Source organism: Dactylosporangium sp. NPDC049525, from assembly GCF_040676755.1.
In the GTDB taxonomy this organism is placed as follows: domain Bacteria; phylum Actinomycetota; class Actinomycetes; order Mycobacteriales; family Micromonosporaceae; genus Dactylosporangium.
This window is the reverse complement of the sequence record NZ_JBFAPO010000024.1, coordinates 77,904-91,301: the sequence shown is the minus strand read 5'-3', so window position 1 is coordinate 91,301 and position 13,398 is coordinate 77,904. Positions and strand designations below refer to the sequence as shown.

Below are 13,398 nucleotides of genomic sequence, written 5' to 3'. Positions count from 1 at the left end.
GCACTGGCCCCGCTCAGGTGGGGCCGGTGACGACGCCGTGTTCCCAGGCCCAGGCGGCGATCTCGACGCGGTTGCGCAGGCCGAGCTTGGTCTGGATGCCCGACACGTGGCTCTTGACGGTGCTCAGCGAGATGAACAGCTCGGCGGCGACCTCCAGGTTGGTGCGCCCGCGGGCGATCTCGCGGACCACCTCCGTCTCCCGGTCCGTCAGCGGCTTCGCGGCCCTGCCCGCGTTTCCCGGCGACGACGCCGGCACCGCCATGCGGCGCAGCAGCCGCACCGTCACCGATGGGGAGATGAGCGCGTCGCCGGCGTGCGCGGCGCGGACCGCCTCGACGAGCAGCGCCGGCCCGGCGTCCTTGAGCAGGAACCCGACGGCGCCGCCGCGCAGCGCACCGTAGACGTACTCGTCGAGGTCGAACGTGGTGACCACGATGACGCGCAACGGGTCCGCGACGCCGGGGCCGGCGAGCGCCCGGGTCACCTCCAGGCCGTCGGCGCCGGGCATCCGGATGTCCACAAGGGACACGTCGGGCCGCAGCCGGCGGGCCAGGTCGAGGGCGGTGACCCCGTCGGCGGCCTCGGCGACCACGGTGATGTCCGGCTGGTCCTCGAGGATGAGCCGCAGCCCGCCGCGGACCATCGCCTGGTCGTCGGCGATGAGCACCCGGATCGTCATCCCGCCACCGGGCCCGGTCCGGGCAGCGGCAGCGTGCCATCGACCTGCCAGCCACCGCCGGGGCGCGGCCCCGCGGACAGCGTGCCGCCGAGCGCCTCGACCCGCTCGCGCATGCCGACGATCCCATATCCACTGTGGACGCCGGGCGGGCCGCCGGCGCCGTCGTCGGCGACTCGGAACGTCACCGTCCGGTCCACTTCGGACAGTGCGACGGTGACGTTGCTGGCGTGCGTGGCATGGCGGGCCACGTTGGTCAGCGACTCCTGCACAACACGGTGGACCGCGCCGGTCACCTCGGCAGGCCACTGGTCCTCGTGCGGCGGCAGCTGCAGGTGTACGGCCGGGCCCACCCGCTCGAACCGGCTGACGAGGTCGGCGATCCGCTCCGGTCCGGCCGCGACCCCCCAGGCACCGGGGTCCGCACTCTCCTCGTCGCGCAGCAGCCCGACGACCCGGCGGACCGCGGCGAGGGCCTCGGCGCCGGCGGCCTCGATCCCGGCGAACGACTCCCCCGCCTTCGCCGGGTCCTTGCGGGCGACCAGCTGCGCCGCCTGCGCCTGCACGACGATGCCGGTGACGTGGTGGGCGACGACGTCGTGCAGCTCCCGGGCGATGGTGAGCCGCTCGTCGCGGCGGACCGCCGCCACCGCCGCCAGCCGGCGCGCGTCGAGCAGCCGCAGCGCCCCGCCGGTGAGCACGCCACCGGCCCACGCGAGCGCGCCGAACACGGTGACGGCGAACGCGCCGGACCAGCCGGGGTGGGTGAACGCGCCCACGGCGACCACCGCCAGGCCGGCCGCGGCGACCGCGGCGACCGTGCGCACCGGCGCGACCCGCGTCACGGACCCGACGAGGACGGCGAGGGCGAGCGCGGTCGCCGGTCCCGGCTCGGCGGGCAGCCCCGCCACGTGCGCGGCCACCACCGCGGCCGCGGCGACGGCGAGCCCCGCCACCGCCGCCCGCAGCCGGCCACCCCGGTGCCGCAGCAGGGCGGCCGCGCCGGTGAGGATCCCGGCCGCCGCGCCCGGCAGGAAGTAGGCGCCGCCCCAGCTGGCCGCGATCGCGACCGCGGTGCCGGCCACCACCGCGGCGAGCGCGACGGCGAGCCCGATGTTCCCGACGAGTCTCACCTCACCAGGGTACGAGCGCCATGATCGGCCCGGACCGGTCAAAAGTACGGTCGCGGCGGCCCGTCTCCGGACCGATGTGCGCGACGGGCGGGCTGCCGACGATGGGCGCATGCTCACCTCCGGCACCACACCGGCCCTCGCCACCGAGGGCCTCACCAGACGCTACGGGCGGCGGGTCGCGCTCGCCGACTGCACCCTGCGGATCCCACCCGGACGGGTCGTCGGGCTCGTCGGGCCCAACGGCGCCGGCAAGTCGACGCTGCTGCAGCTCGCCTGCGGCCTGATCGCGCCGACGTCGGGCACCGTGTCGGTGCTCGGCGCCCGGCCCGGGACGCGGCTGGCCCGGGTCGGGTTCGTCGCCCAGGACACGCCCGTGTACGCCGCGCTGAACGTCGCGGACCACCTGCGGCTCGGCGCCCGCCTCAACCCCGGCTGGGACGCCGCGTTCGCCGCGCGCCGGGTCACGGCGCTGGGCCTGGACCCGCGGCAGCGCGCGGGCCGGCTCTCCGGCGGGCAGCGCGCCCAGCTGGCGCTGACCGTCGCCGCCGCGAAACGCCCCGAGCTGCTCATCCTCGACGAACCGGTGGCGGCCCTGGATCCCTTGGCCCGCGAGGGGTTCCTGCGCACGCTGATCGAGTCGGTGACCGAGCTCGGCGCGACCGCGGTGCTGTCCTCGCACCTGCTGTCGGACGTCGAGCGGGTCTGCGACCACCTGGTCGTGCTCGCCGGCGGGCGGGTCCAGCTCGCCGGGGACGTCACCGCGCTGCTGGACGCCCACCACCGCGCGCCGGCCCCACCGCCGGGCGCCGACGTCGTGCACGGCGCGGTCGTGCGGGGCCCGCTGCCGGCCGGGTCCGGCGCCACGCCCGTCCAGCTGGAGGAGCTGGTCCTGGCGTACCTGCACCGTGGCGCCGTCGCGGGCGGTGCGCGATGACGTGGCTCGCCTGGCGGCAGGTCCGCACCCAGCTCCTGGTGACCGGCGTGGCCCTCGCCGTGCTCGCCGGCTATCTACTGCTGCTCGGCACGCAGATCCGCGCCGGGCACCACGACGCGGTCGCGTCCGGCTCCGCGCTGCGCGAGTTCCAGTCCCGGTTCCAGGGGCGGGTGTACCTGCTCGACGCGCTGCTGCTCGTGACGCCGGCGCTGTTCGGCATGTTCTGGGGCGCGCCGCTCGTCGCCCGGGAACTGGAGACCGGCACGCACCGCCTGGTCTGGAACCAGAGCGTGTCCCGGCACCGCTGGCTGGTCGTGCGTCTCGCCGTCGGGTGCGCGGCCGCCGCTGCCGTCACCGGGCTGTTCAGCCTGCTGCTGACGTGGGCCGCCAGCCCGTACGACGCGGTCGCCGCCGACCGCTTCACCGCACTGCTGTTCGGCACGCGCAATCTCGCGCCGGTCGCGTACACCTGCTGCGCCGTCGTGCTCGGCGCCCTGATCGGGCTGCTGCTGCGGCGCACGGTGCCGGCGATGGCGTTGACCGCGCTGCTGTTCGCCGCCGTCCAGGTCGCCGTGCCGACCGTGGTCCGGCCGCACCTCGGCACGCCGGTGCACGCCTCGCAGCCCATGACCGCCGACGTCATCCGGAACCTGAGTTTCCTCGGCGCGCAGGCGGACGTCGAGGGCCTCAGCGCGCCGAACGCCTGGGTGGTGTCCAACAGCAAGCTCCTGACCGCCGACGGCCGGACGGTGGACCTGGACCGGTACCACGGCTGCCTGTCCGGGCAGTTCGACGTGATGGCGCAGTGCGTGGCGGCCCTGGACCTGCACGTCGACGTGGCCTATCACCCGGGCGGGAGCTACTGGCGGTTCCAGTGGCTGGAGTCGCTGCTGTTCCTCGCCTCGGCGTTCGCGCTGGCCGGCGTGGCGCTGTGGCGGATCAGGGTCGCCTGAGGGTCTCGGCGGCGACATAGGCTGAGCGGATGGACGACGCGCGGGTGGACGCCTATCTCGACCGGATCGGCGTGCCCCGGCCCGCCGCCGCGGACCTCGCGACGCTGCGCGTGCTGCAGCGCGCGCACCTGACCGCCGTGCCGTTCGAGAACCTCAGCGTCCACCTGGGCGAGAAGATCGAGCTGAAGCCTGCCGCGCTCGTCGCGAAGGTCGTCGACCGGCGGCGCGGCGGCTTCTGCTACGAGCTCAACGGCGCCTTCGCGACACTGCTCACCGCGCTGGGCTACGAGGTGACCCTGCACTCGTGCCGGGTGTGGACGGGCCGGCGGTTCGGCGTGCCGATGGACCACATGGCGGTCCGGGTGCAGCTCGACGCGCCGTATCTGCTCGACGTCGGGTTCGGCAAGTTCGCGCACCTGCCGCTCCGGCTGGACGTCACCGACCCGCAGCCCGACCCCGGCGGCGCCTACGAGGTGCTGCCGCAGGGGCCCGATCTTGCGGTCCGTGGCGACGGCACCTGGGAGTATCTGCTGGACCAACGCCCGTATGAGCTGCTCGACTTCACCCCGCTGTGCTGGTGGCACCGCACGTCGCCGGAGTCGAACTTCACCCGGAAGCTGACCTGCTCGATCCTCACCGGCACCGGCCGGGTCACGCTCAGCGGCCGGACGCTCATCACGACGACCGGCGCTGGGCGTACCGAACGCATCCTGGACGACGCGGAGATCCTTGCGGTGTATCGCGACGCGTTCGGCATCTCCCTGGACGCCGTGCCGGCCGCTCAGGCCGAGGGCGTTGCGGTCTGAGCCGTGGCCCGGGACGGAGCGGCCGCCGGCTTGGGTTGTCGGAGCAGCAGGAACGCCATCGCGCCGGCGGCGAGGTACAGCGCCGCCTGGAGGTCGAGCATGGGCATGATGCCGATCCGGTCGGCGAGCAGACCCGCCGCCAGCATGCCCACGCCGCTGCTGCCTTCGTAGATCGCGCCGAAGACGCCGAAGACCCTCCCCCGCACCTGGTCGGTGGTCTCCTGCTGCAGCAGGCTGACCAGGCCGGTGAGCATGGCGATCCCGGGCGCGCCGACGAGGATGAACAGTCCGATGTAGACCGGCAGCGCCGTGGTCAGCAGCGGCCCGTTCCACAGCACCACCAGGATCAGCCCGAACGCGCCGGACCCCGCGGCGATGAGCGTGGCCGGCCCCGGGGTGCGCCGCGCGGTGGCCAGCAGCAGGCCGAGCGCGATCGAACCAACCGCCTGGACGCCCCGCAGCAGACCGGTCTCCGCGGCGCCGCCGCCGAGCTCACGGGCCACCCACACCACGAACAGCACGACGAAGATGCCCTGGGCGCAGCCGCCCAGGACCGCGATCGTCAGCCCGACCCGGATCCGCCAGGTGCCGAAGGCGCCCTTGCGCTCGCCCGGCCCCTGCGCTTCGCCGTCCGGGTCCCGCTCGCCGGTTCCGGTGGCGATGCCCGCGATCAGCAGCGCCGCGACGACGAACGTGACCAGGTCCACCGCCACGATCAGCGGCAGCCCGCTCACCACGAGCAGCAACCCGCCGACCGCGCCACCGGCGAGCCGGCCCAGGTTCTGGTTCAGCCCGACCAGCGAGTTGGCCGACACCAGCTGCTCCGCCGGCACCAGCGTCGGCAGCAGCGCGTTCTTCGCCGGGCCGAACAGCGTCAGCATGGCCGCCTCGACGGCGATCACGGCGTACAGGATCGGCAGGTCGGCGCGGTCCCGCACGAGCAGCAGCGGCAGCAGGGCGACCGCCTGTATCACCGTGATGCCGACCAGCATCCGGCGCCGGTCCCACCGGTCAGCGAGGTGCCCCGCGACCGGACCGAGCAGGACCGCCGGCGCCAGTTCGACCAGGAACGCGAACGACGTCTGCAGCGGCGAGCCGGTCAGCTGGTACACCAGGATCGGCAGGCTGACCAGCAGCAGCCAGTCACCACTGTCGGAGATGAGCCCGGCCAGCCACAGCCGCCGGAAGTCACGATGCGCCAGCGGACCCTTCTTCATGAGCCGTCCCTTCCGTGTCGCTGCCTGCGTCTGTGAGTGGGAACCCGTGGAAGCCGAGGTGGACAGGCTCCGCACCTGCGGGCGCGTCGTCTCGGGTCGCCGCGATGTACGGCCGGACCAGCGCGTCGATCTGGTCGCCGAGCACGCGCAGCTCGTCGGGCGTGACCCGCAGCGTGTACAGCCCGTAGTGGTCGGCGTCGCGCCACTGCGCGGCGGCCTGACCGCGGCGCGCCATCCACCCGCGGACCAGCCGCTGGTCCCGCTGGATGGCGAGGGCCGCGATCACGGCCACCTGTTCGCTGTCCGGCGAGCCGGGATCGGCGTCGGGCGGCACCGAGAACCCGGTCACCAGCGCCCGCCAGGGCCGCTCCCGCCCGTCCGCCGAGTCATCCGGCGCCACGAGACCCGCCTTGGCCAGGGCACGCAGGTGATAGCTGCAGTTGGACGGCGTGTCACCGACGGCCCGCGCGCACTGCGAGGCGGTCGCGGGGCCGGTCGAGATGAGGTGGTTCAGCAACTCGTACCGCACCGGATGCGCAAGCGCCCGCAACGCCTCCGGCTCAGTGATCGTCCGTCGTGCTTCCCGCCCCATACCCACGCCTTCCGCCAACTCTAAAAGTCTCTTTCAGACTGCCACACAAAACCGCAGATGTAAAAGCATCTTTCACACCCGCCATCGAGGCGCTGCTCAAGCTGTCGCCCTGCTGGCCGTGACTGGCGCGCCACGGAAATGTCGTACCGCGTCGCTACCATGAGCGGCATGGATGAGACTCGCTCCGAGGGTGGTGGCTTCCGCACGTCGGATGTCGCTGCCGTTGCGGGCGTCTCACCGTCGACCTGCACCGCCATCACCCGCGTGATCACGACGTCGTCGAGCACCTACTTGGCTCTGAAGGCTCTGTCCGACATTCAGCTGGCCGAGTCGTCTTGGCACCCGGCTTCCGTTGCGGCTCAACTGGACGCCCTGACGCGCGTCAAGTCACCGGCCTGGGTGCCGCAACAGCTCCAGATTGCGCCCTCAGGACCGGTGCAGTCGATCATCGGTGACGCCCGGATGGGCAAGTCGGCGTTGGCGTTCTGGCTGGCCCACAAGTTCGCATCACTGGCCGTGGAGCACAAAGTCGGGCCTCTCGCCGCCCCGACACTCGGACCCATCGCGGTCATCGACGCCACCCCTCGGGTTCGCACGCCGAAGTTTGATGCCGCGCACGAGCTTCGTTGCGATCTTCTGCATTGTCCGAGCCAGGATGGGTCCCCCCTTATACCGTTGACCGCTTCCGAAATTGATCTAGGCGTGTCGGGTCGGCAGAAGCCGATCGAGGTCGACGCACGGGCCAAGACGCTTGCCTCAATCGTTTCCTGGCTTCACGCGAAGGACTCGCGCCCGTTCCGGTCACGCCGCGCCCGCTCCGCTACAGCGCTGGTCCGTCGCGTGCTGCGCATGGCCGTCGTCTTGCTGCGCCGGCTGCTTGGCATCCAGAGGGTCCGCCACGCCGAGACCTTCGAAGCTGTGACGCACAGGCACACCGTCGATCAGCACCGCACCCGCGGTCCCAACCCTGCCCGGAAGACCTTGCCTTTCATGGTCCTTTTCCGGGAGTTGGCGCCGATCTAGCGGCTGCGCTCCCACCTCGTCAGGGAGCGTAGTCATGTTCGATCTCAGCATTCTTATTGATCTTGCACGGGACAATCCGGCGGCGACCGGCCTCGTCGGGACGGGAACCGTTGGCGGTTTGAGCCTGTTCTTCCGTGCGCGGCTCAGGAAAGCACGCCGCATCGATCACGAAGCTGGCATGCCTTCGGCTGACGGGCCGAGGTCGCCCATCGGTCGGTTCGGCCGGCTCATGGACGGCATCGACAGGTTTGTGACGAACCGCGAGAAGGCCGCGCGCCGGAACCGTGTTCTCGAGCACGCTGCGCAGTGCGACGACGCGGAGCGGCGCAAAACCATCGCGGAGCTGGAGAAGGCATGGACGTTGGCCGAGACTCAAGAGGCGCTGAACGCGAGGATCACCGCCGATCTGGAGATGTCGAACCGTCCGGAACTGGAGGGCGCCCGAGAAGATCCGCCCCCGCCGAAACGTGGCCCGCGACAAGGTCGACGTCGGTGAAACGGCTCTGGCGGACGCGGGCGCGATCGCCGTCATGCACCCCAACGAGGACCGGCGCCGCACCCCTCGTGAGTGGTTGTCGGCGGGGTGCTGAAGAGGACGGAAGGTGGCCGGATCTGCTGGCATCGTCGGTTGCAGGGGCGAACGCCCGCAGCCGACGCTGAGGAGTCCGAGTCATGGGTAACGACATCACGCCGTTTCGAGTGCACGTCGATCAGGCCGAGCTGGATGACCTGCGCCGGCGGCTCGGTGGTGTGCGCTGGCCCGCTCAGGTGCCTGGCGCCGGCTGGAGTCGTGGCGTGCCGGTCGAGCACCTCCAGGATCTTGTCGAGCGGTGGGCCACGAAGTTTGACTGGCGCGAGGTCGAAGACCGGATCAACCGGCATCCGCAGTACACCACCCGCATTGACGGGCAGGACATCCACTTCGTGCATGTCCGGTCGCCGCATGAAGGGGCGCTGCCACTGGTGCTTGCGCATGGCTGGCCTGGCTCGTTTGCCGAGTTTCTCCAGGTCATCGAGCCGCTGACCAACCCCGCCGACCCGGCCGACGCGTTTCATCTGGTGATTCCGTCGCATCCGAACTTCGGTTTCACCGGGCCGGCCGGCGCTGGTTGGGACTCGTGGCGCATCGCGGGCGCGTATGCGGAGCTGATGGCTCGCCTCGGCTACGACCGCTACGGCGCGCAGGGCGGCGACTTCGGGGCCTTCATCGCCCCTGATCTCGGGCGGGTCGACCCTGGGCACGTGGTCGGCGTGCACGTCAACGCGGCGACGGTCGGCTTCATCCCGTTCGGCGAGCTGCCCGAGGGCACCGTCCTCACCGACGCCGAGCAGGTCCGGCTCGACCGGATGCACCGGTTCCTCGCCGATGGCAACGGCTACTTCCAGATTCAGGCGAGCCGCCCGCACACGCTCGGCTTCGGGCTGGCCGACTCCCCCGTGGGGCAGCTGGCGTGGATCGGCGAGAAGTTTCACGACTGGGCCCACCCGGCCGGCTCGATCGACGCCGATCACGTGCTCACCCACGCGACCCTCTACTGGCTGACCAACACCGGCACGTCCTCGGCGCAGCTGTACTACGAGTCCATGCACACCCGGCACTGGCCCACGCCGTCCACGGTGCCGACCGGGGTGGCCAACTTCGCCGAGGACGTCGCGATCCGCCAGTTTGCCGAGCCGCTGAACACCATCACGCACTGGGCCGAATACGACCGCGGCGGCCACTTCGCCGCCCTTGAGGTGCCGGACCTGTTCGTCGAGGACGTCCGCACGTTCTTCCGCACCGTGCGCTGAGCCCGCGCACCGATCCCGCATGCCCTGCTGGCATGCTCGGTGGCCGTGACCACGTTCGCTGACCTCGGCGTGCCGGTGCCGTTGTTCCTGGGCGAGCACCGCCACGCCGAGGGCGTCACCGACGGCCACCGCTGCGTGCTCTGCGCCCGGGCCGGCGTGTGCCTGCCGCTCGACGACGTCGTGGTCGCCTGCGGGTCCTGCGGTGGGCAGACCCGGATCAGGACCAAGGGGCGGGCCGCCAACCGGCGGGACACCTGCCACCGGTGCGACGCGCCGGTCACCCTGCACGCCGCCCTGACCCCGCCGGCCGCGGAATCCCTCACGCTCGGCGTGCCGCTCGCACTGCGCGGGTGTGTGTCCTGCCTGCGGGCCGGCCGGTGGGCGCAGACCCACGTCACCGAGGCCGGGGCGATCCGCTGGGAGGACGACGCCGGCGCCGAGCTGACCCGCACTCCCCGCTACGCGACCTTCCAGGGCGAGCGCTGGCTGTGCTGCCACGACCTGCCGATGTGTTACCTGGGTGAGTGGACCCGCCGGGACTTCGACGCCGCTCGCCCCGGTGCCGGGGACGCCCTCTTCGACGAGATCGTCCGCGACATCGACCCGGCCTCGGCCGCCGACGCCTGGGAGCACGGCCTGACCCCGCACGGCGGCGAGCCCGACCTGCGCGTCTACGTCTTCCGCTGCCAGCGCTGCACCACCCTGAGGGCCCACAGCGACTGCGGCTGAACCCCGCGCCGCGGGACGGGCCGCGACTGCCGGCTCGCGCTCGGCGTCCAGCTCTGCCAGCAGCCGGGCATTTCGCAGCCGGGTCAGCTTCGTCGCATGACGGGCCGCCAGCCCGTGCGCGCGAGCCGCACCGAACTCCGCCCGCACCCGCGAACGCTCCTCACGCCGACGCGACCACGCAGCCTGCGACGCCGCGAACCGCGCATCCCAATCGATCGAACCAGGCGATGCAGAAGACCCGGAATCCGGTGCGTCCAAAGAGAAATACGGTCGTGGCACGTGCCGCCTCCCCCCGGTAGGCGCTACCCCACCATTCTCGAGGCCGCACGCCGCCACGTCCAGCGCCATCACCCGTGGTGAACGACGCCGCACCGGTCGTCACATCGGGGGTAGGCAGCGGTAGCCGGCCGCGATCGTGGTGGTGCAGAGGTAGCACCAGTCGGCAGGTACCGTTTCGTGGCCCAGGGCGGCGTAGACGGTCCGGTTGCCTTCGTCGGCGTGTTCCCAGGTGCGCTGGTCCACGGAGCGGTCGATGACGCGGCACGAATCGGCGGGCACGGGCGGACAGGCCGGGATCGTCGAGGATGTACACGGCGTCAGCCCCGCCGGTGACGCCGCGCAAGCTCAGGACAGCGTTTCCTGCTCCGCCTCGACCTGCGTGTTCCAGTCCCGCTTGGAGGCCTGCCAGCCGTCCTCGTCGTGGCCGAGGCGCCAGTAGCCGGAGATGGACAGCCGGTCGAGGGGGACGCCGCGGTCCAGGCGCAGGTGCCGGCGCAGCTCCTTGACGAACCCGGCCTCGCCGTGGACGAAGGCCTGCACGTTGTCGCCGTGCCACGTGACGGCGGTGACCGCCTCGACGAGGGCCGCGCCGTAGGGCCGGTCGCCGCGGCGCAGCCAGGTGACGCCCGGGATCTTCTGCTCCTCGCGGGCGTCGGCGACCTCGACGAACGCCTCGGCCGTCGCGCCCTCGGGGAGGCGCTCCATGGCCGCCGCGATCGCCGGCAGGGCGCTCTCGTCGCCGGCGAGGAGGTGCCAGCCGGCGGCCGGGTCGGGTGCGTACTTGCCGCCGGGCCCGCCGAAGGAGACCTCGTCGCCGGGCTGGGCCGCGATCGCCCACTGCGCGGCGAGGCCGGTGTCGCCGTGGATGACGAAGTCCAGGGTGACCTCGCGGTCGACCGGATCCCACGCGCGCACCGTGTACGTGCGGGTCACCGGCCACTGCTCGCGCGGCAGGGCGTCCCGGATCGCGGCGAGGTCGAACGGCCGCGGGTAGACGACCCCGGGCGGCGGGAACATCAACTTCACGTAGTGGTCGGTGTACTGTCCGGCGTCGAACCTGGCGAGGCCCTCGCCGCCGAGCACCACCCGGTGCATGTTCGGGGTGAGGCGCTCGGTGCGCACCACCCGCCCGGTGTGTGCCTGCGGTGCCCGCCGCGCCGGTTGCTCTGCCATCACGCGTCAACCGTATACGCCGCTACCAGGCGAACCAGCCATTGCCCTCGTACCAGTGACCGCCGGCGCTCAGATGGTCCAGGACGACCCGGCGCAGGGTCGTGTCGCGCGGGAGCTGGTCCAGTGGCAGGGTCGGGTCGTCGAAGACGAAGTCGAGAAGGTCCGCGTCCGTTGGGGTTTCCGCGTCGTACGCGGAGGTGAAGCGACGCTGGAAGGCCGTGATGTTCGAGCCCGGTGGGAGCCGCGCGGCCAGGTGCCGGTCGAGCAGCCACGAGTGGCAGGTCGCCACGGCGGGCTTCTCGGCGGGGAAATGTGTGGCGAAGAACGCGTGCGCGGCGTCGATCGACCGGTCGCACGCCGACGGGGTGAGGGGCCCACGGAAGTCCGGGATGTGCAGGTCCAGGCACAGCCTGCCGGGGTGTCCCGCGGCGGCGCCGGTGCGGGTGTCGAGGACGGCCCGCTGGAACTGCAGCCGGCCGAGCTCGAACAGCTGGCCGCGCAGCGCGTTGCCGAGCCAGTACGGCGTCAGGACACCGGCCACGCCGTAGCGGCGGCGGTGCTTCGCGACCTGCCGGCCGACGTCGGCCAGCGACCGGTAGGTGACCGCCGGTGCGATGCCGAGGGCGGAGTTGTGACGCACGGTGTGCGGCGCCACCGCCACCGCGACGAACACGGCCAGGAGCCGGCCCGCGGCGCCGAACGACGGCGGCAGCGGTCGCAGGCGGGCGTTGCCGTCGTACACGGGGCCGAGGCCGGACAGGACCTCCCACGCGCACCGGTCCCGCAGCCCCGCCAGCTCCGGCGCCGAGCGGTGGGCGGCGACGATGTCGTTGACGTCGTCGTGCGGCACCGAGAGGTCCAGCAGCGCGTCGGGCAGGTCGTCGGCGTCCGGGAACGGCACGTCGGGGCCTTCGACCGGCAGGCCGTCGACCCACGCTGCCAGCTCCTCGGACTCGCGCCGGACCGCGTCCAGGAAGGCCGTCATGCCCCCCAGCATTCCATGGTTGGTGTCAAGCTATGACGAGCGGAGTCGCCGGGGTCATGCCCGTCCCCGGCGGCGCCGCGCGTCCCCCGTGCTGCGTCTTCAGGTGACCCGGTGCCTTCAGATGACCCGGTGCTCTCAGGTGACCCGGTGCCGGATCCACCAGAACGACAGCAGGGTCAGCAGGAAGGCGGCGGCGAGCAACAGGCCCGTCTCCACCAGTTGCAGCGGCCAGAAGTGGCTCAGTGGCTGGTACACCACCGCCTGTTGCAGGTGCTGCGCCTCGATGGCGGCCTCGCAGGCCCGCATGCTGTCGTTCTCCCGCAGGCAGGGGGTCGGGTCGTCCAGGCGGGTGAAGGCCGTGCCGTCGGGCTTGACGGTGTCGTTCGACAGGACCCAGGCGCCGGGGATGGTGACGTCGCCGGTGATGGAGATCGAGGCGTCCGGTCTGATCCCGAGCTCGGAAAGGTTGTCCATGTCGAGGGCGACGGTCGTGTGCACCGGCGGGACGAGGTGCTGCCGCAGCCCGAACGGCAGCACGAGCTGGACCGCGGCGAGCACCGCCACGGTGACCGCCATCGCCGGGACGGTGCGGCGCAGCAGCATGCCCGCGGCGGTGCCGACGGCGAGCGCGAACAGCGCGTAACCGACCGGCACGAGCCCGCGGGCACCGAAGTTGTACGGCGCCAGCCGGTCCAGCGCAGCGGCGTCGATCGGCGAGGCCCACCAGCCGTAGGCGACGCTGGCCACGGTCGCGATGACGGCGGTGGCGAGCGCGACGGTGCCGTACCTGACGGCGAGCCAGCGGGTGCGGGTGATGCTCTGGTTCCACGCCAGGCGGTGCGTGCCGGTCTCCAGCTCGCGGGCGACCATCGGCGCGCCCCAGAACACGCCGACGATGACCGGCAGCGCGAACAGCACGGCGCTGCCCAGCTGGTACACCTTCCCCTCGTAACCCTGTTTGAGGTCGGAGAGGAACAGGTCCGGGGTGCCGCTGGCGTCGCGGACGTTCACGATGTGCGCGGCGGTCGCCGCGAGCAGCACCACCACCGCCGCGACCACGCCCGCGAGGGGCCGGAACTGGCCGCGGAACTGTCGCCATGCCATCCA

The 13,398-nt window shown here is 72.4% G+C and carries 15 protein-coding genes; 7 read left to right on the top strand and 8 right to left on the bottom strand.

Features of this window, described 5'->3' with window-relative positions; all coding sequences use genetic code 11:
* Window positions 1-13 precede the first annotated feature (13 nt).
* Window positions 14-679: a response regulator transcription factor gene (locus AB0K00_RS30310; protein WP_363526954.1), complete on the bottom strand. Its 666-nt coding sequence runs from the start codon at window positions 677-679 to the stop codon at window positions 14-16.
* A complete protein-coding gene (locus tag AB0K00_RS30305) occupies window positions 676-1,809 on the bottom strand; it encodes a histidine kinase (RefSeq protein WP_363526951.1) in 1,134 nt (377 codons plus the stop codon). Before AB0K00_RS30305 ends, AB0K00_RS30310 begins: the two co-directional genes overlap by 4 nt.
* A 109-nt stretch (window positions 1,810-1,918) precedes the next feature.
* On the opposite strand from AB0K00_RS30305, the gene AB0K00_RS30300 reads away from it, so the two are divergent.
* From AB0K00_RS30300 to AB0K00_RS30290, 3 genes are read left to right on the top strand one after another with little or no spacing between them, the layout of a single operon-like run.
* Window positions 1,919-2,743 carry an ABC transporter ATP-binding protein gene (locus AB0K00_RS30300; RefSeq protein ID WP_363526948.1) on the top strand — a complete coding sequence of 275 codons (825 nt, stop codon included), beginning with the start codon at window positions 1,919-1,921 and terminating at the stop codon, window positions 2,741-2,743.
* The gene (locus tag AB0K00_RS30295; RefSeq protein WP_363526945.1) at window positions 2,740-3,696 is read left to right on the top strand and encodes a transmembrane transport protein; all 957 of its coding nucleotides are present in this window, start codon (window positions 2,740-2,742) and stop codon (window positions 3,694-3,696) included. The genes AB0K00_RS30300 and AB0K00_RS30295 overlap by 4 nt, the downstream gene beginning before the upstream one ends.
* A 29-nt stretch (window positions 3,697-3,725) precedes the next feature.
* On the top strand, window positions 3,726-4,502 hold the full coding sequence (locus tag AB0K00_RS30290; RefSeq protein WP_363526943.1) for an arylamine N-acetyltransferase: 777 nt from the start codon (window positions 3,726-3,728) through the stop codon (window positions 4,500-4,502).
* On the opposite strand, the gene AB0K00_RS30285 is transcribed toward AB0K00_RS30290, so the two are convergent.
* Window positions 4,478-5,719: an MFS transporter gene (locus tag AB0K00_RS30285; protein ID WP_363526940.1), complete on the bottom strand. Its 1,242-nt coding sequence runs from the start codon at window positions 5,717-5,719 to the stop codon at window positions 4,478-4,480. The two genes, AB0K00_RS30290 and AB0K00_RS30285, sit on opposite strands and share 25 nt — an antisense overlap.
* The gene (locus AB0K00_RS30280; protein ID WP_363526937.1) at window positions 5,691-6,311 is read right to left on the bottom strand and encodes a helix-turn-helix domain-containing protein; all 621 of its coding nucleotides are present in this window, start codon (window positions 6,309-6,311) and stop codon (window positions 5,691-5,693) included. Before AB0K00_RS30280 ends, AB0K00_RS30285 begins: the two co-directional genes overlap by 29 nt.
* A 168-nt stretch (window positions 6,312-6,479) precedes the next feature.
* Between AB0K00_RS30280 and AB0K00_RS30275 the strand changes: the two genes are divergently transcribed.
* The 4 genes from AB0K00_RS30275 to AB0K00_RS30260 all read left to right on the top strand — a co-directional run bounded on the left by AB0K00_RS30275 (window position 6,480) and on the right by AB0K00_RS30260 (window position 9,854).
* The gene (locus tag AB0K00_RS30275) at window positions 6,480-7,334 is read left to right on the top strand and encodes a hypothetical protein (RefSeq protein WP_363526935.1); all 855 of its coding nucleotides are present in this window, start codon (window positions 6,480-6,482) and stop codon (window positions 7,332-7,334) included.
* A gap of 34 nt (window positions 7,335-7,368) precedes the next feature.
* On the top strand, window positions 7,369-7,830 hold the full coding sequence (locus tag AB0K00_RS30270; protein WP_363526932.1) for a hypothetical protein: 462 nt from the start codon (window positions 7,369-7,371) through the stop codon (window positions 7,828-7,830).
* 176 nt (window positions 7,831-8,006) lie between these two features.
* A complete protein-coding gene (locus tag AB0K00_RS30265; protein ID WP_363526929.1) occupies window positions 8,007-9,125 on the top strand; it encodes an epoxide hydrolase family protein in 1,119 nt (372 codons plus the stop codon).
* A 45-nt stretch (window positions 9,126-9,170) separates the two neighbouring features.
* On the top strand, window positions 9,171-9,854 hold the full coding sequence (locus AB0K00_RS30260) for a CbrC family protein (protein ID WP_363526926.1): 684 nt from the start codon (window positions 9,171-9,173) through the stop codon (window positions 9,852-9,854).
* 378 nt (window positions 9,855-10,232) lie between these two features.
* Here AB0K00_RS30260 and AB0K00_RS30255 read toward each other — a convergent pair whose 3' ends face one another.
* The 4 genes from AB0K00_RS30255 to AB0K00_RS30240 form a co-directional block, all read right to left on the bottom strand.
* The gene (locus AB0K00_RS30255) at window positions 10,233-10,376 is read right to left on the bottom strand and encodes a hypothetical protein (protein WP_363526924.1); all 144 of its coding nucleotides are present in this window, start codon (window positions 10,374-10,376) and stop codon (window positions 10,233-10,235) included.
* 102 nt (window positions 10,377-10,478) lie between these two features.
* Entirely contained in the window at window positions 10,479-11,306 is an 828-nt protein-coding gene (locus AB0K00_RS30250) for a siderophore-interacting protein (RefSeq protein ID WP_363527106.1), read from the bottom strand.
* Window positions 11,307-11,328: 22 nt separating this feature from the next.
* On the bottom strand, window positions 11,329-12,291 hold the full coding sequence (locus AB0K00_RS30245; protein ID WP_363526921.1) for an acyltransferase domain-containing protein: 963 nt from the start codon (window positions 12,289-12,291) through the stop codon (window positions 11,329-11,331).
* Between the two features lie 135 nt (window positions 12,292-12,426).
* Window positions 12,427-13,395 (bottom strand): hypothetical protein, encoded by a 969-nt coding sequence (locus tag AB0K00_RS30240; protein ID WP_363526918.1) that lies wholly within the window; start codon window positions 13,393-13,395, stop codon window positions 12,427-12,429.
* Window positions 13,396-13,398 lie beyond the last annotated feature (3 nt).